General features: G+C 34.7%; 17 protein-coding genes, 1 tRNA gene and 1 pseudogene. 14 read left to right on the top strand and 5 right to left on the bottom strand.

Annotated elements, in window-relative coordinates:
- Positions 1-191 precede the first annotated feature (191 nt).
- Both PMOB_RS06440 and PMOB_RS06435 read left to right on the top strand, forming a co-directional pair.
- The gene (locus PMOB_RS06440) at positions 192-1,328 is read left to right on the top strand and encodes an RNA-guided endonuclease InsQ/TnpB family protein (RefSeq protein ID WP_012209069.1); all 1,137 of its coding nucleotides are present in this window, start codon (positions 192-194) and stop codon (positions 1,326-1,328) included.
- A gap of 132 nt (positions 1,329-1,460) precedes the next feature.
- A pseudogene (locus PMOB_RS06435) lies at positions 1,461-2,480 on the top strand (alkaline phosphatase); the annotation flags it as partial.
- Between the two features lie 33 nt (positions 2,481-2,513).
- On the opposite strand, the gene PMOB_RS10620 reads toward PMOB_RS06435, so the two are convergent.
- Entirely contained in the window at positions 2,514-2,684 is a 171-nt protein-coding gene (locus PMOB_RS10620; protein ID WP_155811074.1) for a hypothetical protein, read from the bottom strand.
- 124 nt (positions 2,685-2,808) lie between these two features.
- On the opposite strand from PMOB_RS10620, the gene PMOB_RS06430 reads away from it, so the two are divergent.
- The 3 genes from PMOB_RS06430 (at position 2,809) to PMOB_RS06415 (ending at position 5,271) form a co-directional block, all read left to right on the top strand.
- Positions 2,809-2,885, top strand: a tRNA-Ile gene (locus tag PMOB_RS06430).
- Between the two features lie 303 nt (positions 2,886-3,188).
- Positions 3,189-3,776, top strand: coding sequence for an RpnC/YadD family protein (locus PMOB_RS06425; protein ID WP_041534092.1), 588 nt, complete (start codon positions 3,189-3,191; stop codon positions 3,774-3,776).
- 499 nt (positions 3,777-4,275) lie between these two features.
- Entirely contained in the window at positions 4,276-5,271 is a 996-nt protein-coding gene (locus tag PMOB_RS06415) for an Rpn family recombination-promoting nuclease/putative transposase (protein WP_012209066.1), read from the top strand.
- Between the two features lie 254 nt (positions 5,272-5,525).
- On the opposite strand, the gene PMOB_RS06410 is transcribed toward PMOB_RS06415, so the two are convergent.
- Positions 5,526-6,095: an ATP-binding protein gene (locus tag PMOB_RS06410; protein WP_012209065.1), complete on the bottom strand. Its 570-nt coding sequence runs from the start codon at positions 6,093-6,095 to the stop codon at positions 5,526-5,528.
- A 296-nt stretch (positions 6,096-6,391) separates the two neighbouring features.
- On the opposite strand from PMOB_RS06410, the gene PMOB_RS10825 reads away from it, so the two are divergent.
- The 5 genes from PMOB_RS10825 to PMOB_RS06385 all read left to right on the top strand — a co-directional run bounded on the left by PMOB_RS10825 (position 6,392) and on the right by PMOB_RS06385 (position 9,897).
- A complete protein-coding gene (locus PMOB_RS10825) occupies positions 6,392-6,967 on the top strand; it encodes an RpnC/YadD family protein (RefSeq protein WP_012209064.1) in 576 nt (191 codons plus the stop codon).
- 296 nt (positions 6,968-7,263) lie between these two features.
- Positions 7,264-8,274, top strand: a complete 1,011-nt coding sequence (locus tag PMOB_RS06400) for an Rpn family recombination-promoting nuclease/putative transposase (RefSeq protein WP_012209063.1) — start codon at positions 7,264-7,266, stop codon at positions 8,272-8,274.
- Between the two features lie 176 nt (positions 8,275-8,450).
- Positions 8,451-8,636, top strand: a complete 186-nt coding sequence (locus PMOB_RS06395) for a hypothetical protein (RefSeq protein ID WP_041534090.1) — start codon at positions 8,451-8,453, stop codon at positions 8,634-8,636.
- A 47-nt stretch (positions 8,637-8,683) separates the two neighbouring features.
- A complete protein-coding gene (locus PMOB_RS06390; RefSeq protein WP_041534089.1) occupies positions 8,684-8,911 on the top strand; it encodes a UPF0175 family protein in 228 nt (75 codons plus the stop codon).
- Between the two features lie 152 nt (positions 8,912-9,063).
- Positions 9,064-9,897, top strand: coding sequence for a DUF4351 domain-containing protein (locus PMOB_RS06385; RefSeq protein ID WP_012209061.1), 834 nt, complete (start codon positions 9,064-9,066; stop codon positions 9,895-9,897).
- A 137-nt stretch (positions 9,898-10,034) separates the two neighbouring features.
- Here the strand turns inward: PMOB_RS06385 and PMOB_RS10930 are convergent, their stop codons facing one another.
- The 3 genes from PMOB_RS10930 to PMOB_RS06370 all read right to left on the bottom strand — a co-directional run bounded on the left by PMOB_RS10930 (position 10,035) and on the right by PMOB_RS06370 (position 15,950).
- On the bottom strand, positions 10,035-11,423 hold the full coding sequence (locus PMOB_RS10930) for an ATP-binding protein (protein ID WP_231282460.1): 1,389 nt from the start codon (positions 11,421-11,423) through the stop codon (positions 10,035-10,037).
- A complete protein-coding gene (locus PMOB_RS06375; protein ID WP_012209059.1) occupies positions 11,383-13,614 on the bottom strand; it encodes a hypothetical protein in 2,232 nt (743 codons plus the stop codon). Before PMOB_RS06375 ends, PMOB_RS10930 begins: the two co-directional genes overlap by 41 nt.
- A gap of 587 nt (positions 13,615-14,201) precedes the next feature.
- Positions 14,202-15,950 (bottom strand): proline--tRNA ligase, encoded by a 1,749-nt coding sequence (locus PMOB_RS06370; protein WP_012209058.1) that lies wholly within the window; start codon positions 15,948-15,950, stop codon positions 14,202-14,204.
- A 181-nt stretch (positions 15,951-16,131) separates the two neighbouring features.
- Here PMOB_RS06370 and PMOB_RS06365 point away from each other — a divergent pair, with 181 nt between their 5' ends.
- The 4 genes from PMOB_RS06365 (at position 16,132) to gyrA (ending at position 21,443) form a co-directional block, all read left to right on the top strand.
- Positions 16,132-16,338, top strand: coding sequence for a type II toxin-antitoxin system HicB family antitoxin (locus PMOB_RS06365; protein WP_041534088.1), 207 nt, complete (start codon positions 16,132-16,134; stop codon positions 16,336-16,338).
- Positions 16,338-16,562 (top strand): type II toxin-antitoxin system HicA family toxin, encoded by a 225-nt coding sequence (locus tag PMOB_RS06360; protein WP_012209056.1) that lies wholly within the window; start codon positions 16,338-16,340, stop codon positions 16,560-16,562. The genes PMOB_RS06365 and PMOB_RS06360 overlap by 1 nt, the downstream gene beginning before the upstream one ends.
- A 472-nt stretch (positions 16,563-17,034) precedes the next feature.
- Positions 17,035-18,972: a methionine--tRNA ligase gene (gene metG, locus PMOB_RS06355; RefSeq protein WP_012209055.1), complete on the top strand. Its 1,938-nt coding sequence runs from the start codon at positions 17,035-17,037 to the stop codon at positions 18,970-18,972.
- Positions 18,973-19,001: 29 nt separating this feature from the next.
- Complete coding sequence (gene gyrA, locus PMOB_RS06350) at positions 19,002-21,443, top strand: DNA gyrase subunit A (protein WP_012209054.1); 2,442 nt, start codon at positions 19,002-19,004, stop codon at positions 21,441-21,443.
- The last annotated feature ends 18 nt before the right edge of the window (positions 21,444-21,461 follow it).

Genomic DNA, 21,461 nt, shown 5'->3' with positions numbered 1-21,461 from the left:
TTTTCTAATTCTTTTTCTACTAGCTCATTAATGTTCAACATAGGAAGATATATTGGAGGAACAAACCCAAAATTTTGTGTTTTCAAACACGAGATGAATTCGATGTGCAAAAATTATATACATAGAGACTATATTAATTCGTTGTGTGATATAATTATAGTATACAATTATCTAACAAAGGAGAATTTAGGATGTTAAAAACATACAAGTTTAGGTTATATCTAACAAACGAACAAGTTGAGAAATTTAGCCAACATTTCGGACATACTCGATTTATATACAATTTATTCCTAGAATTCTCCAGTAATGCATATAAAAATACTAAAACGTCTATGGTTAACTACAACACATGGTGTAAAATATTGACAGTTCTTAAAAGATCTGAAAAATATCATTGGTTAAACGATGCTAACTCTCAATCATTACAACAGTCCATAAAGGATTTGGAGACTAGTTATAAACGTTTCTTCAAGAAACAAGCTAAGCACCCTAAATTTAAAAAGAAATCAAGTAGGCAATCGTTTAGAGTTCCTCAACATATACAACTATATGAAAATGAGGGTAATGATAAATACGGTATTCTTTTCGTACCAAAGTTTAAAGAAGGTATTAAAGTAAGAGTCCATAGAAAAATAGATCCAAATGCAAAGATAAAAAATTGTACATTCGTTAAAACTCCAACAGACAAATACTTTGTGTCAATAACCTTTGAAGTAGAAGGTTCTTACCCAGAAAGAGATATAGATTACGAAAACTCAATCGGTATGGATATGGGATTGAAAGATTTTGTTGTATTATCCGATGGAACAAAGTATCCAGCTCTTAAAGTTTTGTCTAAGTACGAAAGGAGACTAAAACATGCATATAAAATTTTTTCAAGCAAAGAACAAGGTTCTAAGAATTGGGACAAAGCAAAATTAGAAGTTGCTAGAATACATGAGAAAATAAAAAATACACGAGAGGATTTTCTGCATAAACTAACGAAAGAAATCAGCGAGAACCAAGCTGATCTCTTTGTTGTAGAAACTCTCAATATAAGAGGCATGTTAAAGAATCACCACTTAGCTAAAAGTATCTCAGATTCAGGATGGTATCAATTCAAAACGTTCCTAAAATACAAAGCAGAGAGACTAGGTAAGAAAGTAATTGAGATAGGAATGTTCGAACCTTCGTCTAAGGTTTGTAGTGTATGTGGGTATAAGAATGAAGGTTTAAAACTCTCTGATAGGGAATGGGTATGTCCTGAATGTGGAACTAAACATGATAGAGATGTAAATGCTGCCGTTAATATTAGGCAGTGTGGGATAAAACAGCTAGTCGCTGTATAAACTGACTCTACCCCAGGAACTGGGGGAAGTAAAGCCTTTGGAGACTGTGTAAGACGGGCATTCGTTGCTGCAATGGTCTATGAATTAGGAAGCTTACCTCTTTAGCGGTGAGTAGTTCACAAAACGGACAACGGGTTTATCGGAATGCTTCCAGAAGGTGAAGTCGTGCCAACAATAGCGGAAGTTTTAGCTGAGCAAGGCTACAAAACGGGTGTAGTTGCAACTTCAAGGATAACCCACGCCACACCAGCGGCTTATTATGGACATACGAACGATAGAGATGCCGAACAAGTATTAGCTGAACAGTTGGTTAATAGTAACCTCACCGTTGCTTTAGGAGGCGGTTGGAGATATTTTGATCCTACACAAAGATCCGATGGAAAAGATCTTATCTCTGTTGCAAAGGAAAATGGGTTCGATTATATTACAACCAAGCAAGAATTGATGGCATACTCTGGAGATAAAGTTTTGGGATTATTCTCTTCAAGTCATATGAATAGCGTTACAGAAAGAACACCTGCTGAGCCATTGTTACCCGAGATGACCGCCAAAGCCTTAGAGATTTTATCAAAAGATGATGCTCCTTTCTTTGTGATGATTGAAGGTTCTCAAATCGATTGGGAAGCTCACGATAACGATGTTTTTGGAATTTGGAAAGAAACGGTTGAATTTGATGAAGCAGTGAAGGTTGCTCTAGATTTTGCCAAAGAAAATCCTGATACCTTGGTAATTGTCACTGCTGACCACGAAACCGGAGGTTTGGGTTTGTCATCAGGTGGATACACGATGGATTTGGAAATGGTTAGAGATTATCAAAAAACTACGGATTGGGTTGTAGCTAATTCTCAAGATATGGAAGAACTAAAATCCAACGTGAAAGAGTATTATGGCTTTGATTTGTCAGAAGAAGAAGTCGCTTATTTGGAATCCGCCAAAAACAAAGTGGATGCTTTAGGAGAGATTACAAGCGCAAGAGCAAGTATTGGCTGGACAACACATGATCATACTGGTGCGTTAGTACCTGTATTTGCTTTTGGACCTGGAGCTGAGGAATTTGTAGGTATTATGGATAACACAGACCTTCCTAGAAAAATAGCCAGTTTGGTGGGAGTTGAGCTTTCTTACCCTTTAGTGAATGTACCAAATAATTAAAATTAAAATTAAAGGGCTGATCTAATCAGCCCTTTAATTTTTTAATAGCTTGATGACTTCGTTTTCTAAACTTTCGAGATCTATATTTTCTTCGTTGTCTAAGAGATTGAAGACCGCCTTTAGTACTATAATTCTTGGATATTTTTGTATTAGCGTTTTAACAGGGTCATCTTGGTTTTTTAGGCTTTCAACGTTGTTGCTCATTTCACAAATTGCTCCTTTAAGAAGTATTTATCCCTCCAAAAACCACAATAACATATGAAAATTGTCTTTGTTAGAAAAAGTATTGACAAATGTTTTTTTAAATGCTATAATAATCTACGTAAACGGGCTCGTAGCTCAGTTGGTTAGAGCTTCCGGCTCATAACCGGGTGGTCGGTGGTTCGAATCCACCCGAGCCCACCAATAAAAGCCAAGGGTTCCTTGGCTTTTATTTTTTTATACACTTCAATTTTACTATTTTTAACAGCTTTTGTCAACTTTTTTCACAAACTTATCTTCCAAAAGAAATGGTATAATTAAGTTAACAGAGAAAACACTTCACTAATCTTATGGGCTGGCTGCAGGGTGAAAAGACAAAAGAATCTTTTCCTTATGGTTGAAAAGCTGGGAAAGGACCGCAGGTCCCTCTTCCTTGTGGGCGGGCAGCGGGGGAAGGGCACTATAAAGCTCATTATACTTAATTTAGAAGAAATGGGGGTGTTAAGAATGGAAACATTAGAAGAAATATCAAAAAGGGAAAGAGAAGAAGCTAGATTGGAAGGTGAGAAAGAAGGAAGAATCATAGGAAGAATTGAAGGCGAAATGGTAGGTATTCAAATAGGAAAACTTCGAGAAAGAAAGGAATTTGTAATTAGAATATTAAGTAAAAGATTCAGTAACCGGTTGAACGAAGAGTTAAAAGACGAGATAAGAAAAGCCGGTGAAAAAACGATAAGCAACATAGAAAACAACTTATTAGAAATAACAATAAAAGAACTAGAAAAAATTAAGATCACAAATGTATTTGACACATTAGAAAAAATGATTAAAATGGGCAAAGAAAAGGCTAGATTAGAAGGTAAAATAGAAGGTTTTAAAAAAGGAAGAATCGAAGGCGAAGAAGAAGGCATTGAAAAAGCTAAACTTGAAGAAAGAAAAGAATGTGAAATTAGATTGCTAAGCAAACGATTCGGTAGAAGATTAACTAAAGAGTTAAAAGCTAAGATAAGAGAAGCAGATGAAAAGACGATAGATTACATAGGGGATAACTTGTTAGAGATAACCATAGAAGAACTAAAAGATTTAGTAAAGTAGTTGTAGAAAGGCAATTCTATACCAATCTCAAGAATTCGAGATATAATTCTGTTCTTAAAAAATATCACTCCTTTGTTGTGATTGTTTCAATGAGGAGTGATATTTTTTTGCCTCCTGACATTAGCTGTTATGACAAAATATTTATTCATGCCTGTTTTAGAATTCTTACGTTTTTGTAACTGTCAAATTTGCCTATTGGCTCTTTTTTGGCTCAATTGGCTCATTATTGGCTTTTTTTTGGCTCAATTGATAATATATTTGTCTTTTAGCTTCCCCCTGAATTATAACTATTCCTTTCTCAACAAGATTGCGAAGGCCTCTTGTCGCTGTTGGTTTTGATGTTTTATTTAACTCTTGATACGGACGCGGACGGACTGCGAGGCAAAGGGACGCTATAAAATTCATTATACGAGAGTTATATGATAAGATAACACACCTTCAAAAAGATATGGTATAATTAAATTGACAAACAAAATCTAACAAAAAAGAGAGGCCAGACATGAATGAATTAGTGCACAATCCTCACGATCGATTCTTCAAACTAATTTTCAGTGACAAAGAGATAGCTCGAGATTTCTTACAAAATTACTTACCTCAAGAAGCTGTAGAAATAGTAGACCTAGATTATTTAATTCCTGAAAACAACAGTCATGTTGATGAAAACCTAAGAGAAAGCCTCTCGGATATGTTGTATAAAACAAAGATAAAAGGACAAGATGGCTATATATACATTCTGATGGAACACAAAAGCTACATTGAAGGGAAAGTAATCTTTCAACTGTTGAGATATATTACGAGCATCTGGGAAGAAAAATACGATCCCAAAACAAAAAAGGTACCAATAATAATACCGATGGTAATATACCATGGGAGAGAAATCTGGAACGTAGAAACGAATTTATTAAATATGGTGCAAGGGATAGAAGATTTACCAAATGAACTAAAAACATACTTACCTACATACCGATATGAAATATGTGATTTCTCGATCAAAAGGAAAAAAAGGATAATAGGATTAACAGCGATGAAAGTTGCAATAGAAGCAATGAGAGCAGGAACGGCAATGACCAAAGAAGAATTTAAAGAAAGATTAAGAAGGGTATTCGCATACATAAAACAACTACCAAAAGAACAGGTACATGAATGGTTTGAAGAGTGTATGATCTACTTACTAAACGTAAGGGAAGATGTAACGATAGAGGAGATATTAAAAGTACAAAAAGAAATAATGCCTGGAAGGGGTGAAATAGTTATGACAATAGCTGAAAAGTTAAGAAACGAAGGAATGGAAAAAGGGAAAATTGAAGGTGAAAGGAAAGGAAAACTTGAAGGAGAAAGAGAGTTCGCAATTAGAATATTAAGCAAAAGATTCGGTAACCAATTAACCGAAGAAATAAAAGATAGGATAAGAGAAGCAGACGAAAAAACGATAGATTATATAGGAGATAACTTGTTAGAGATAACCATAGAAGAACTAAAAGATTTAGTAAAGTAGTCGTAGAAAGGTAATTCTATACCAATCTCAAGAATTTGAGATATAATTGTGCTTTTAAAAAATATCACTCCTTAGTTGTGATTGTTTCAATGAGGAGTGATATTTTTTTATGTCCTGTCGTTGATTGCCGGAACAGAACATTTATTCATGCCTGTTTTAGAATTCTTACGTTTTTGTAACTGTCAAATTTGCCTATCGGCTCTTTTTTGGCTCAATTGACTCATTATTGGCTCTTTTTTGGCTCAATTGGCTCATTATTGGCTCTTTTTTGGCTCAATTGGCTCATTATTGGCTCTTTTTTGGCTCAATTGATAATATATTTCTCTTTTAGCTTCCCCTTGCATTATAACTATTCCTTTATCAACAAGATTGCGAAGATCCCTTGTCGCTGTTGGTTTTGATGTTTTATTTAACTCTTGATATTCCTTATTAGTAATCTTTCCCTTTTCTTTTACATACTTTACTGCCTTGATTTGCCTTTCATTTAACCCAATTTTTCTTAAATTATCTTCTGTATAAATGTCTTTATAGAAATAAACTGCAAAACCGCCAAACTCCTCTTTAAATTCTGGTTCCGGTAATCCTGCTTTTTTACATTCATCAATAATTTTTATGGTTCCTCTACCCCAGGCCTCTATTAATCCAGCTTTGAAAAATACATCTGCCAACAATTCATTTCGAAGTGCACTACCTTTTAAACGAGGTGATAAGTTATTAAGTTCGATGGCATTAAATTTAAAAGAATAATTTATGCGATTCTCTACCAAAAAGTGTCTGCTTAACTTTCTCAAAAATGCAAAAAAGTAACATAAATAAAATATCATAACTTTGTTAAATTTTTATTAATTTCTTTATATGCAACAACATTATTGGTACCTATTCAGTCTAACGCTGCCAAGGATGGCTTGAGAAAAATGTTGACAAACTGCAACAATTGAAAGGACGGTAGATTTAGTTAAGGAAAGTTTTTTGAGTTATAATATCTGTATATAAGTACGTCCTTATGGACGAGCTGCTGGGTTAAATGGACAGGAGGTTTCTTCCTTAGAAGGGTGGGGAGCGTGGCAAAGGGGCGCTATAAAACTTATTATACTTGAGTTAGAAGAAATGGGGTGCCAAGATGGACACATTAGAAGAGATAGCAAAAAGGGAAAGAGAAGAAGCTAGATTGGAAGGTGAAAGAAAAGGGATACTTGAAGAAAGAAAAAGATTTATTGAATTCATTATGAAAAGCCTAAAAAAAACATTAGATAACCATTTAACCGAAGAATTAAAAAATAACCAATTAACCGAAGAGTTAAAAGATGAGATAAGAAAAGTGGATGAAGAAACGATAAACTACATAGAAGATAATTTATTAAAAATGACAATAGAGGATGTAGAAAAAATTAAGATCTCCAATGTATTTGAAATATTAGAAAAAATGGTTATAATGGACAGTGGAATAGCTAAATTAGATGGTTTACGAGAAGGTTTTAAACAAGGAATAATCGAAGGCGAAAGAAAAGGTATTAAAAAAGGAAAACTTGAAGAAAGAAAAGAAATAGCTATAAAGTTATTAAGTAAACGATTTGAAAAAGATTTTACAAAAGAGATGAAAGAAAAGATAAAAGAAGCTGAAGAAGGAAGAGTAAACCAAATAATCGACAATATATTTGAAATAACTATAGAAGAACTAAAAGAGTTATTGAAGTAGTTGTAAGTAGACGAAACCCTCCCCTCTTCCTTAATAGTAAGGAAGTGAGATCTAAGGAGCTGCAGGTCTCTTCCTTAAATGTGCGGGCTGTTTTAGGTGAAGCCCTTTTCCTACTTCTTTAGAAGGGTGGGTTACACCTTCAAAAACATATGGTATAATTAAATTGACAAAGAAAACACTTCACCAATTTTATAGGCTGTCAGCGGGGTGAAGGACAAAAGAATCTTTTCCTTGTGGGCGGGGAGCGGGGGAAGGGCGCTAAAAACAAACAAAAAATAAACCAAAAGGAGAAGCTTATGTCTAATCCAATAAAAGACTCCATATTCAAAGAATTATTTGAAGACAGAACCGTATTCTATGACTTCCTAAAAGCCTTTCTACCAAAAGAGACAACAAAACAAATAAAAGAAACAGATTTAAAACGTGAACAAACTGAACTAATAGGCAAAGACTTCTCCATCAAAAGATCAGACATACTATATAAGATAGAAAAAAGAAACGGTCAAGATGTATACATATACTTATTGTTGGAGCATCAAAGTAAAGTTGACCAATTGATGGCATTCAGGATGTTGGCATACAAAGTAAGAATATGGGAACAATATGTGAATAGTCACAAAAAAGAATCAGAACAAAAAGGATTCAAACTACCAGTCATAATAGGGATGGTCTTTTACGATGGAAAAGCAAAATGGACATCACCAATGGATGTAAAAGAGAAGATAACAGAGATAAAAAACATGGAAGAATACTTAATAAAAGCAAATTATGAACTAATAAATTTAAGTAATATAAAAGAAGAAACGATAATAAACATGAAGAAGGCACTAGGGGTAATCTTATTAACAGACAAACCAAACGTAAGGGTAAAAAACGCGGAAGAGTTGTTAAAGATTATAAATAAAGATATATTATTGAAATTGTCGGAAGAAGAACAAGAGAAATTTAATAAACACAGAAACGCATTCATAGAACTGTTCGGAAAGAGGACAGATTACGAAGAGATAAAAGAAAGGTTCGAAGAGCTAAAAGAAATGGAGGTGCCAAAAATGTTTAACACATTAGAAGAGATAGCAAAAAGAGACAGAGAAAAAGCTAAATTGGAAGGTAAAGCGGAAGGAAAAGTAGAAGGAAAACTTGAAGAAAGAAGAGAATTAATCATAGAAATTCTAAACCAAAGGTTTGGAGAAGATTTTGATAAAAGTTTAGAAGAAAAGATCAGAAATGCAAATGAAGAAACCATAAACCAAATAAAGAAAAATATTCTTAGTATTACATTAGAAGACCTAAAAGAAATATTGAAGTAGTTGTAGAAGGGTAATTCTATACCAATCTCAAGAATTCGAGATATAATTCTGCTTTTAAAAAATATCACTCCTTTGTTGTGATTGTTTCAATGAGGAGTGATATTTTTTTGCCTCCTGACATTGGCTGTTATGACAGAACATGATGTGATAAAATTATTTCGAAAGGAGCAAAAAGTATGATGGAAATTAAATACACTCCCATTGAGATAGTTCATTCCCCATTTAAAGAAACAAAAGGTACACCTATACAGCCTAACGCTGCCAAGGATGGCTTGAGAAAAATGTTCACAAACTGCAACAATCAAAAGACGACGGTAGATTTAGTTAAGGAAAGTTTTTTGAGTTATAATATCTGTATATAAGTATATCCTTATGGGTGGGGAGCGAAATATTATATGAAGAGCCTTTTATGAAAACTATATCTGTAAATCTTCCAGATTTTATCGATTTAAATGAAAAAGAAATTAAATTGTTGATAGCCTCAAAATTATATGAAGAAGGCAAGTTATCCTTAGGAGAAGCTGCACAACTAGCAGAACTTTCCAAGAGAGCTTTTATTGAAATATTGGGTGGTTTCGATATCTCGCTATTTAATTACAACACTGAAGAATTAAGAAATGATGTAAAAAGAGCCTAATTACAAATCTGACACAAGTTGTCTAATTGTTTTAGCGTGAGAAATAAGAGGTATAGTTTGGAATGAATGTATTTATGTTTAAGATCTAAAGCGATTTTCAAAAACATATGATGCAATTTAAATACTTCAACAAACTATCGAGGGGGGAAACAATGAAAGACACAAACAGAACGGGTGACATTCACAAAGACGAACCCGCTGAATATCATGAACTCAACTTTCCAAAGATAATTTCAGTAAAACCAATAGACATACCAGTAATCAACGTATCAAACCAAAACCCGGATTTTGTATTTGAACTAGAAGACAACTCACTGTTACACTTAGAATTTCAAACTACATGGAAAAAAGCAGACTTACTAAGATTTGCACAATACGATATAGCGTTATACCAAAAAGAAAGAAGAAGGATAAACACGGTGGTAATGTACTCAGGAAAATACGAAAGTGCAGAAAGTGAATTGGACATGGGTTCAAATAAATACAAAGTACAACAAATATTCATGATAAAGTACGATGGAATAAAAAGGTATGAAGAGATAAAAGAAAAGATAGAAAAAGAAGAAGAACTAACGGATAAAGATCTAATGGATTTAGTATTCTTGCCCTTGATGAGAAACGAAAAAAGTGAAGAAGAAGTGACAAAAGATGTCTTTGAGTTAGCGATCAAAATACCAGATGAAGACAAAAAAGAAGCGGTAATAGGATCGTTATTAGGGTTCTCTGATAATTATGTAAGGGATGAATACATAAACGAACTGAAAGAGGTGATACGAATGACAAAGATCGGAACTTCATTATTTGAAGAAGGCGTTGAAGAAGGAGAAAAAGAATTGACAATTAAAATATTAAACAAAAGATTTGGTAGACGATTAACCGAAGAAATAAAAGATAGGATAAGAGAAGCAGACAAAAAGACAATAGATTATATAGGAGATAACTTGTTAGAGATAACTATAGAAGAACTAAAAGGAATACTGAAGTAGTTGTAGAAGGCTGATACTAATGCCAAGTATAAGGTTTATAATTCTGTTCTTAAAAAATATCACTCCTTTGTTGTGATTGTTTCAATGAGGAGTGATATATTTTTGCCTATTGGCTCTTTTTTGGCTCAATTGGCTCATTATTGGCTCTTTTTTGGCTCAATTGGCTCATTATTGGCTCTTTTTTGGCTCAATTGATAATATATTTGTCTTTTAGCTTCCCCCTGCATTATAACTATTCCTTTATCAACAAGATTGCGAAGATCCCTTGTCGCTGTTGGTTTTGATGTTTTGTTTAACTCTTGATATTCCTTATTCGTAATCTTTCCCTTTTCTTTTACATACTTTACAGCTTTTATTTGCCTTTCATTTAACCCCATTTTTCTTAAATTATCTTCTGTATAAATGTCTTTATAGAAATAAACTGCAAAACCGCCAAACTCTTCTTTAAATTCTGGTTCTGGCAGTCCAGCTTTTTTACATTCATCTGTAATTTTTATTGTTCCTCTGCCCCAAGCCTCTATTAGTCCAGCTTTGAAAAATACATCTGCCAATAACTCATTTCTTGGATAAGATGAATGGTTTTTCTTTAATTCATCAACCTTGATTTCTTTTGGAAGTGTGCCAACATTCCAAAGAATTATTTTATCAGGATAAATTTTTAACTGGGTATGTGGACCGATATAATCTCTATGTATAACCGAATTAATTATGGCTTCTCTCAATGCTTCTTCTGGATATTCAAGTTCTTCTTTACGATAAATTCCTTCAAATCTTATTTCAGATATAAGATATTTAGTCCGCAATAACTCCATTGTTTTTTCAACCTGTTCAAAGAGATTTCCTTCAATATCATCAGAACTTATAATATCAGTATCCGTTAAGAATTTACCCACTTTTATATAGGAGCTTGTCCAGAATCTTTTTGGATTTTTACCGAATAGTAAAAGGGCAGCCCTTGTTAATTTACCATTTTTAATCAAATTTAATTTCTCAAGCACCTTTATCGGCTCATTTTCATCTTTCACAAGTGGAATTCTTTTTATCGCGATTTGTTTGAGTTTTTCAATTGTCTCATTATTTATATCCTCAATAGAAGCATTTTCCTCAATATACTCTTCCCAGTGCTTGCCTGAGTTGGATATTAGAAACCTGGTCAGGTCCTTGCCTTTTAGTTCCTGAATTGTGCTTCCGCTTCTAACATAAAATCTCCCATGATATGAAATTGGTACATAGGAATGCTCAACTTCTATTATAATTATTTCCTTACCGTTTTCCTTTTCTAATCGGACACTTGGTATAATGCCAAGGGTATCTCTTAATTTATTGGGTAAATCCTCAAGTAATTTCTTAGAGTCTTCGACGCCAACAGGCTTACCATTATCATCAACTCCGATAAGCAATCTTCCGCCATCGGTATTTGCAAAGGCACAAATCCATTTTAGATATTCGTCCCGCCATGAGGACTTGAATTCGGTTGTATGAGATTCAACTGATTCTAAATCCATATTTCTTTTCTCTTTTTTCAAAGGCTATCTGACCTCCCTCCAGGACTTCACAAACATGTTGGCGGATACCCTTCCTGAATAATATAGCTTTTTGTTTAGCTTCTGGCAACTCAAAGGAGTTTTCTAAGGCTCCTGAAATATACTCAAACTTGAACTTTTTATTATCTCGCCCTTTTTCCTGTCCTTCTTGATTTGCGACGATAACTTGTTCAGCGTCTGCTTTTGACTCAAGCTTTTTCTTTTCAAGGTCTATTTTGTTTAACTTGTTCTGCTCATCACTTATGGCCTTATTCTTCTTTTTCAACTCATCCTGTAATTTAACCTTTGCCATAAACGGAATAAGATCATTTTTGATTTTTTCTAACTCTTTTTGGTAGGCTACAATACTTGAATTGACAAATTTTATTACTACATCAGTGGCTGTTAAAAGGTCGGTTTTCAATTGTCTAATTTTAGCAAATTCTTTTGTGAATTCTTTTTTGATTTCATCATTACCCAGATAAGACGACTGTTCATTGTACAATTTCTCTAAACTTTCTAACTGCTGCATTAGATTTTGTTTGAAAGACACGAGACTCTTTTTATCGTCAGATAAAACAGTAATGCTTGTGGTTGTTTCTTTCTCTTTTTCAAGTAATGCCTCATAATCTGTTATTTCTTGATTGGATAGCCCAGATTTACTTTTGATGTCCTCAGCTTCTTTTTTCAATTGGACGATGTATGTTTTTATACCATTCTCTTCACCAAATTTCTTAATGTTTTCTTCTACCTCTTTAATTTCCTGTTTTATTTGATAAAGATCTGCAACATTGGTAGGTATTAATTTAGTTAATCCCTTAATTCTCGTAAGATTGTTTTCATAATTTTCTCGGACAGTTTCATCTTGCAGAAGAACATCTTTGACGAACTTGTTTATAGTATCGCGACTTCCAGTGTTTTCCTCCGAAAGTCTGTTAAGGTAATTTTGGGGTATATACAAAATTTTTCTTTCGTCCGAACCATTGCTGCCTTCCGTGTTTTTAAGATACATTCTAGCACCATCTGACCAAACCACTTCAAAATTAAAATCAGCTGATTTATCAAAATCATATTGGGAAGCTTCGGAAAGGTCGGCAAACCTGGTTTCTACTTCTTTTCTGTCAATTGTTTTAGCTATGTAGTAAAGAAGTAATGACTTCCCCGTTGATTTTCCGCCAATTATGGTTACCAAATTTTGGTTTATTTCAATAGCATCAGAGGAAAAGTTGTCTTGTCCAGTATTATCAAGAAATCGCACTTTATCGATAAGATAGTAAGGCCTTTTGAGTTCCGGTTTTTCGAAACCAAAAGCAACCCGATCAAATGGTTCAAAAATAATCTGTCTCAAGCCCTCAAAGTTTGGATCGGCTTTTATCCAGCTAAAACCGTATCTTTCAAGGTCTTTCCCCTCATTGTTTGGTACTGGATATTTTTTCCCTAATCTATTCTTGCAATCCTCAAGAGTATGGCAATCAGAAATAGAAACAACCGGTTTCGCCTTTGCTTTTAAGCTTTTATTCTCATATCTACTTTCGTTTAGATAATATTCTCTATTTTCCTCACAGCCAAAAAATAAATCGCAAAAATCATCGAAAATATCCGATAATTCCTTTTTGATGTTTGAATTGGCAATTGCTCTATTACTGCCCATACCACTGGCTACACCAGCGATTAAGAATGGGCGATCATTTCCAAAAGAACCTTTTAAAGATTCTTCAAGTTTTTCTTTCGTTATACTAATTTTATCGTAACCGCCACAGGCTGTAATGTCATCCTCAGTACAATAAGCAACAGCACCGTTTGGCATTTTATTCTTCAGAGGAAGATGAGCGAGAAAATCCTTTATTTTGTTAATATCGTAATTACTATCAAAAATTAAATGGCATTGTAATTGCTCTGAATCTATATTAACGTTGATATCCAGTCGAAGTTCGACGCAAGGAAAAAACTGCTTATTTTTCAGTTCTTCAATATTTTTGATTTTATCTCGAAATGTCTCATAACCAGCAACAGAATAATAATCCGTAATACCAAAAACAGATATATCAGAATTTTTGATATATTCAATAAATTTTTCCCAAACATCATTACCTTTTTTTGTGCTGTACTGGTCTGCATGTTTAGATCCTGGAACGTGAATTTGTAAATCCCATTTTCTCCATTCTGAACCTTTTGGAAAGTTGAAGTTACTCATATCCTTTCTACCCCCCAATCAATGGTTTAATAAGTTTGTAATCCAAGTTTTTTATTAATTTCTTTTCCACCATCAAATTTCAATGCTACTCCAGCGACTTTCTAACCATTTATCAATATTCATTAGATCATATTAGGTGTTCATGAAAAAATTGGTTAGATCATAATTCGATGTCTTTGAAAGGTTGTTATAATAATAAATAAAACACACAAAAGTTTGAATATGGTAAAATAAAGCGAAGAAATAAAAGTTCTTATGAATAAATTATATAACATTCATTTAACGAAAAACAAATCAATTTCAAAGACATGAATACAATCTAAACATCACCCTATTTCGATGACAATTAATTATGATCTAAAGCGGATGAGAAGACAATAGATTATATAGGAGATAACTTGTTAGAGATAACCATAGAAGAACTAAAAGAAATATTGAAGTAGTTGTTGCAGGTAGATTTTTGAGTATTTTTAAGTGAATTGTGGTAGTAATAGAGATATCACTCCTCATAAAACTAAAAAGAGGAGTGATATTTTTTAATAATTTTATTAGCGCCCTTCCCCCGCTGCCCGCCCATAAGGAATGTGTTAGATTGTTAAATTTTGAGTTGGATCATAGTTTTCTAATTTTTCTTTTACTTTATCGTATAACTCTTTTACATTTTTGAACTCTATCAATGTGCCTTCTTCTTTATCTCTTTGTTTTAACTCAATTTTTCCTTCTTTTAAACGTTTGCCGATAATAATTTTTATCGGTACTCCGATTAGATCTATATCTTTGAACTTAAATCCAGCGGAGACTTCTCTATCGTCTATAATGACGTCGATTCCTTCTTTTAAAAAGTAATCGTAGATCTCTTGCGATGTGCTTACAATTGCTTCGTCGTTCATGGCAACCGGTATTATTGCCACTTCAAAAGGCGCAACGCTTTTTGGCCAGATTATTCCGTTTTCATCGTTTAATTGTTCGACTATTGCCCCTAAGGTTCTTGATACCCCCCATCCATAGCATCCCATTATGTAAGGTTTTTGTTCTCCATTTTCATCGGTGAAGACTGCGTTCATTTTTGAAGAGTATTTGTCTCCTAATTCAAAAATTTGACCAACTTCTATGCCTCTTGTTCGTTTGAGTGTAGAATTACATCCTTGGGTTGGACATTTTTCGCCTTCTTTTACGTATCTAATGTCTGCAAATAAATTTATTCTGAAATCTCTTTCGGCGTTTGCATTGATGTAATGGGCTTTTTCTTCCATAGCCCCTATAACCCCATTTTTTATGGATTTTACACTTAGATCTGCAATAATCTTGACATTTTCAGGTATGTTTATTGGGCCTATAAATCCAACGTTTACACCAAATTCTTTAAGAACGTCTTGCGGATCGGCTAGTTCTAAGCTTTGATCTTGAAGAACCGATCTGACCTTTGCGAGGTTTATCTCATAATCTCCTCTAATTAGTGCCATCACCCATCCTTTGCTGGATCTTAGCAGTATAGATTTTATCAACTTCTTTTCAGAAACATTCAGGAATTTGGCGACTTCTTCGATGGTTTTGGCGTGTTGGGTGTCTACTTTTTCCATTTCTTTGAAGGCTTCATTTTCGTCTACTGAAAAATCTTCACCCGATCTTGCCTTTTCATCACTGGCTGCATAACCACATTTTTCACAGTAAAATATTTCTCCCTCGCCATTTTGCGCCAATACATGAAATTCATGAGAAAAAGATCCACCAATTGCACCGGTATCCGCTTCTACAACGACATATTTTAAACCTATTCTTTTTATGATGTTTTCATAGGCATTATAGAAATGTTGATAAGATTCATGCAATGAGTTGTAGTCGGTATGAAAGGTGTAGGCGTCTTTCATGATGAATTCTCTTGCCCTTAGCACCCCAAACCTTGGCCTTATTTCATCTCTAAACTTAGTGGCTATTTGGAAAAGGTTGACCGGGAACTGTTTGTACGATCTAAGCTCATTTTTCATCAAAAATGTGACTATTTCTTCATGTGTGGGACCTAAAGTAAACTCTCTATCGTGTCTGTCCTTAAGTTTCATCAATTCTGGTCCGTAATCTTCCCATCTTCCGGTCATTTTCCACAACTCTGCTGGATGTATTATGGGTAGCATGATCTCTTGAGAACCTATCTTTTCCATTTCTTCTCTGACTATCTGTTCGATTTTTCTTATGACCTTCCATCCAAGGGGAAGATAACTGTAAACACCTGATGAGATCTTTCTAATAAACCCTCCTCTGATCAATAACTCGTAACTTTTTATATCAGAATCAGATGGTGTTTCTTTTAAAGTAGGAGCATATAGTTTGGAAAATCTCAAGATTATCCCTCCGATTTTTTTAGCATATTTAATTTTTTGTACTTTGAGAAATTATATCATAGAAATATTGTTAAGTTAAATTTTTACTGTAATAAAATATATTGAGTCTTTTGGTATAATTAAAATAATAAATAAAAAGATCCTTTTATACGAGAACCTTTTGTACGAGGAGGGATAAACTATGAAATTTATCGTAACAATTGATCGGGATGAGGATGGCATGTTCGTAGTAGAATGTCCTTCTATCCCTGGATGTGTAAGTCAAGGAAAAACCGAACAAGAAGCGATTGAGAATATCAAAGATGCAATAAAGCAGTGCCTTGAGGTGCGAGCCGAAAGAGGTATGCCTCTCACCGTTAGTATGCGTGAAGTAGAGGTATCGGTTTAATGGAAAAACTTCCACTTTTAAGCGGGCGTGAAGTTGTAAAAGTTTTTGAACGTCTTGGATGGGAAGTAGCAAGGCAACGAGGTAGTCATATTATTCTTGTGAAGGGGAAACACATTGCCACACTATCTGTCCCTGATCATCGTGAAGTTGCAAGAGGAACTTTGAGGTCACTCATTGCTCGTGCTGGTATAACAGTTGAAGAGTTTTTGTCTGCGATGAAATGAGAAAGAAAGCCCAAAATTGCCTAACAGCGGATAAAAGGCTGCGTTTCTTTTCGCCCAATTTGCTGGTGGTAGATTTTTTTATCCGCACAACGTCAAGCGACATGCTCTAAATATTTTCACAAAGGGGCTAAAAATGCCAATTTTCCTAAGATAATCCCAGTAAAACCAATAGAACTACCAATAATAAACTTATCAAACCAAAACACGGATATAGAAGAACTAAAAGAAATATTGAAGTAATGGTAGTAGAGAGATTCTTGAGTTTTTAAAATAGATATCACTCCTATATCTTTTATGAGGGGTGATATCTTTTTAATGATTTGATTAGTGTCCTTTCACTTTGAAGTTTGCTGAAAGCTTAAACTTCTAGAGAATATATGAGAATACCAAAACAATCTCAATGTGATATAATAGGATAGGCTTCACAATTCGACAAAGGAAAGAAGGTAGAACAGTTTTGGAGGTGCCATTGATGGATAAGTTTTACGTCACTACACCGATTTACTACGTTAACAGTGAACCACATATTGGTTCAGCGTATACGACGATAGTTGCGGATATAGTAGCGAGATTTAAGAGAATGATGGGGTACGATGTTTTCTTTTTGACTGGAACGGATGAACATGGGCAAAAGGTGTTACAGGCAGCAAAAGAGAAGAATATACCTCCACAGGAGTATGTTGATTCGCTTTCTTCAAAATTTAAAAATTTATGGGATGAAATGGGGATTAGTTACGATCATTTTGTTAGAACAACAGATGCTTATCATGTAAAGACCGTGCAGATGTTTGTTGATAAGATGATGGAGAATGGAGACGTTTACAAAGGAAAGTACGCCGGTTGGTATTGCATACACGATGAATCCTTTTGGGATGAATCTGAGATAGTCACGCAAGATGGCGTTAAGCTTTGCCCTGAATGTAATAGAGAATTGAAATGGGTAGAGGAAGAGAATTACTTTTTTAAACTTTCCAAATATACCGAACCATTGTTGAAGCATTATGAAAATAATCCGGACTTTGTGGAACCATCTTTTAGAAGAAATGAGATGTTGCAAATTTTGAATGATGGGTTAAAAGATCTCAGCATCACTAGGACTACCTTCGATTGGGGAATACCTTTAAAGAGTGATCCAAAACATGTGGTGTATGTTTGGGTGGATGCGTTAATTAATTATGTAAGTGCGATAGGCTATTCTGACGATCAACAGAAATTCAACAGGTACTGGCCTGCAGATTTACACCTTATTGGAAAAGAAATAAATAGGTTCCATTCGCTAATTTGGCCCGCTATGTTGATGTCAGTGGGGTTGCCTTTGCCGAAGAAGGTATTCGCACATGGGTGGCTAACGGTCAATGGACAAAAGATTTCAAAATCTTTGGGGAACGCCGTTGATCCAAGGATTCTGATGGACGCATATGGTAGAGATGTTATAAGGTATTATTTGTTGAGAGATATCGCCTTTGGTAGGGATGGAGATTTTTCGGAAGAAAACTTAATTACTAGGTACAACGCTGATTTGGTCAATGATTTAAGTAATTTAGTGCATAGAACACTCACGATGGTTGAAAAGTATTTTAATGGTGTCATACCAAAACCTGAAAGAAAAGACAAGGTGGATGAAGAACTCTTAGAACTCCTAGAGAGTAAGAAAAACGCTTATTTGAATTTGATGGAGCGGTATCAGTTTACACAAGCCCTTGAAAATCTATGGGAAGTCATACGTTTTTCTAATAAATACATCGATTTAACTGAGCCTTGGATCTTGGGGAACGATCCAAATGAAAAAGATAGATTGTCCACCGTTTTGTACAATCTGCTCGACGTTATTCGAATTATTTCTATTTTGATTTATCCAATTATGCCAGATACTTCTGAAACGATGTTAAAAAAGATAGGTTATGGTTTGGAAATTTTAAATCGAGAGAACCTTGAAAAGGGCCTTTTACACAGTGGAGTTAAAGTTGTGAAAGGTGATCCTATATTCCAAAGAATCGATGTGAAGAGTTGGAAAAGAATAATTAAAACGGTAAATATCAACAAGGAGGACGAAGTAATGCCAGAAAATGAAAACGTTCAAAATATAGTAGAAATAGAGGATTTTAAAAAGATAGATTTAAGAGTTGCCAAAGTGGTAAAGGCAGAAAATATCGAAAAGTCTAACAAACTACTGCGATTACATCTTGATTTAGGGCAGATGGGTGAAAGGCAAGTGATCGCAGGCATCAAGAGCTTTTATTCACCTGAAGATTTAGTTGATAAGAAGATAATAATCATTGCTAATCTAAAACCCGCCAAATTGATGGGGGAATTATCCGAAGGTATGCTTTTAGCCGCTAAAGATGGAAACGGTAATTTGAGTGTACTGACGGTAGATAAAGATGTTGAACCTGGTTCAAAGATTTCTTAAAAGATTTTTAATGGAGGTAATACTAATAAATGGACGATAAAATATTTATCAAAGATTTTACTGAAGAATTAAAAACTTCTTACTTACTTTATTCATTAAGCGTTATTGTAAGCAGGGCTATACCCGATGTTAGAGATGGGTTGAAACCTGTTCAGAGAAGAATACTTTACTCAATGAGCGAATTGGGGTTGAAACATAACTCTTCATTCAAAAAAAATGCCCGTATCGTTGGTGAAGTGATGGGTAAGTATCACCCACACGGAGATGCGGCTATTTATGATGCCTTAGTTAGAATGGGGCAACCTTTTACTATGAGGTATCCTTTGGTTGAGGCACAAGGAAATTTTGGCTCGATTGATGGTGATCCTCCTGCGGCTATGAGGTACACAGAAGCCCGTATGCCTGAACTTGGAGAGTATATGCTCAAGGATATCGAGAAAGAAACTGTAGATTTTAGGGAGAATTTCGATGGTTCTCTGAGTGAGCCCGTTGTTTTACCTACAATGGTGCCTAATCTTTTGATGAACGGAGCAAGCGGGATAGCCGTGGGAATGACTACCAATATCCCGCCTCATAATTTAAACGAACTTGTAGCAGCTTTGAAATTGTTAATAGAAAAACCCGAATCTGAAGTAGCGGATCTGTTGAAGCATATTAAAGGACCTGATTTCCCAACAGGTGGCCAAGTTGTGGACGGAGAAGGGTTGAAAGAACTCTATGAAACAGGTAGAGGGAAGATAACGATTAGAGGAAAGTACAGAATAGAGGACGAAGGTAAAGGAACCTCTATCGTTTTTGATGAGATTCCCTACAACGTTTCTAAAGCCGATATCATCGAACAAATTGTAAGATACGTGGTTAAGGCTAAGGAACAAAAGAAAGATGTCGGGATAAAAGACGTTAGAGATGAGAGTGATAAAGAGGGAATAAGACTGGTAATAGAGCTGAGAAAAAACGCTAACGTTAAGAAATTGATCAACGATTTGTTCAAGCACACAAATCTTCAATCCTATTTTTACGTTCAAATGAATGTAATCGATAACGAAAAGCCCTCTTTGATGAATTTGAAGGGGCTTTTACAGAGCTTCTTGGATCACAGGGTTAACGTCATAACAAGAAGAACAAAGTACGAGTTAGAGAAGGCAAGGAAAAGGGCTCATATAGTTGAAGGGCTTATCAAAGCGGTTCAAGGTATTGATACGGTGGTTGAGATCATACGAAACTCAGAAAATCCTCAGGAAGCTTTGAAAAATCTTCAAGAAACAATAGGTGTGAGTGAAGAACAGGCAAAAGCTATCGCAGACATGAGATTGATCAGTCTTTCAAAACTTGAAAGTACCAATTTGAGTGAAGAATTGAAGAACCTATACAAAGATATAGAAAATGCCATGGATATTCTGCAGAAAAAAGAAAGACTGTTAGGAGTTATTAAAGAAGAGCTGGACGAAGTAGCAAACAAGTTTGGTGATAAAAGAAGAACGGAGATACTGTATAACAAAGGGGATTTAGCCGAAGAGGTTGAAATGATTCAAGATGAAGATGTGGTAATAGTTTTGACCAAGTGGGGATATCTCAAAGCCATTCCTTCTTCGGAATACAAGGTTCAAGGGAGAGGCGGAAAAGGAGTAAAAGGATTAAAAATTTCTGATGAAGATGACGTAAAAGAGGTCATATACACTAACAAATTATCCAAATTAATGTTATTTAGTTCCGCTGGTAAAGCGTATCAAATAAACGCATACGAGATAGAGACTACTTTGAAAAATACAAAAGGCAAGCATATCGCTAACTTCATCAGTTTAGATGAAGGGGAAGAGATAAAAAGCATCGTTGCCATATCTTTAGACGGTGATTACGATAAGGATATTCTCATTTTTACAAAACAAGGCAAGGTGAAGAGAACCTCTTTGAGAGAGTTCAGCAGTGCACGAGCTTCCGGTATTAGAGCAATCAATCTGGTTGATAAAGACGTAGTTGTGGATGTAGTTTTGCTTGACGGATCAGATAGAGATTTGTTAATTGTGACAAAGCTAGGGATGTCGTTAATGTTTAACTCTTCCCAGGTACGTACGATGGGAAGAACCGCAATGGGTGTCAACTCAATTAAATTGCGCGAAGGCGATGAAGTGATCAACGTGGTAAAGGTCGACGAAGGTAAAAAACTTTTGTTGATCACTGAAAGGGGTTATGGGAAGAGAGTTTCTTTCCATTCTTACAAACCGCAGAATCGTGGAGGAATTGGTGTAAAAACGGTACGAGATATATCTAGAATAGGTCCAATAGTTGCTACTATGAGTGTCGAAGATGGGAGAGACATACTGATATTTACTAAAAAAGGTAAGGCTATTAGGGTAAATGTAAATAATATAAATGTTTTAGGAAGGATCACCCAAGGTGTTATAATTGTAAGACTGGATGAAGACGATTCAGTTGTCGGGGCGATTGAAGTTCAAGCAAATGATGAAGAGTAGTGTTATAATAATTATAAT

Origin of the sequence: Petrotoga mobilis SJ95, from assembly GCF_000018605.1 — a bacterium.
Lineage (GTDB): Bacteria > Thermotogota > Thermotogae > Petrotogales > Petrotogaceae > Petrotoga > Petrotoga mobilis.
Note: the sequence above shows the minus strand (reverse complement) of the source record. Positions and strands in the feature narration are given on the sequence as shown.

Excerpts from the sequence above, each read along its gene's own strand:
- PMOB_RS06360 (WP_012209056.1), top strand. The coding sequence starts at position 16,338 with ATGGAAAAACTTCCACTTTTAAGCGGGCGTGAAGTTGTAAAAGTTTTT.
- PMOB_RS06400 (WP_012209063.1), top strand. The coding sequence starts at position 7,264 with ATGTCTAATCCAATAAAAGACTCCATATTCAAAGAATTATTTGAAGAC.
- PMOB_RS06390 (WP_041534089.1), top strand. The coding sequence starts at position 8,684 with ATGAAAACTATATCTGTAAATCTTCCAGATTTTATCGATTTAAATGAA.
- metG (WP_012209055.1), top strand. The coding sequence starts at position 17,035 with ATGGATAAGTTTTACGTCACTACACCGATTTACTACGTTAACAGTGAA.
- PMOB_RS06410 (WP_012209065.1), bottom strand. The coding sequence starts at position 6,095 with ATGATATTTTATTTATGTTACTTTTTTGCATTTTTGAGAAAGTTAAGC.
- PMOB_RS06385 (WP_012209061.1), top strand. The coding sequence starts at position 9,064 with ATGAAAGACACAAACAGAACGGGTGACATTCACAAAGACGAACCCGCT.
- PMOB_RS06365 (WP_041534088.1), top strand. The coding sequence starts at position 16,132 with ATGAAATTTATCGTAACAATTGATCGGGATGAGGATGGCATGTTCGTA.
- PMOB_RS06415 (WP_012209066.1), top strand. The coding sequence starts at position 4,276 with ATGAATGAATTAGTGCACAATCCTCACGATCGATTCTTCAAACTAATT.
- PMOB_RS06425 (WP_041534092.1), top strand. The coding sequence starts at position 3,189 with ATGGAAACATTAGAAGAAATATCAAAAAGGGAAAGAGAAGAAGCTAGA.
- PMOB_RS10620 (WP_155811074.1), bottom strand. The coding sequence starts at position 2,684 with ATGAGCAACAACGTTGAAAGCCTAAAAAACCAAGATGACCCTGTTAAA.
- PMOB_RS06440 (WP_012209069.1), top strand. The coding sequence starts at position 192 with ATGTTAAAAACATACAAGTTTAGGTTATATCTAACAAACGAACAAGTT.
- PMOB_RS06395 (WP_041534090.1), top strand. The coding sequence starts at position 8,451 with ATGATGGAAATTAAATACACTCCCATTGAGATAGTTCATTCCCCATTT.
- PMOB_RS10825 (WP_012209064.1), top strand. The coding sequence starts at position 6,392 with ATGGACACATTAGAAGAGATAGCAAAAAGGGAAAGAGAAGAAGCTAGA.
- gyrA (WP_012209054.1), top strand. The coding sequence starts at position 19,002 with ATGGACGATAAAATATTTATCAAAGATTTTACTGAAGAATTAAAAACT.
- PMOB_RS06375 (WP_012209059.1), bottom strand. The coding sequence starts at position 13,614 with ATGAGTAACTTCAACTTTCCAAAAGGTTCAGAATGGAGAAAATGGGAT.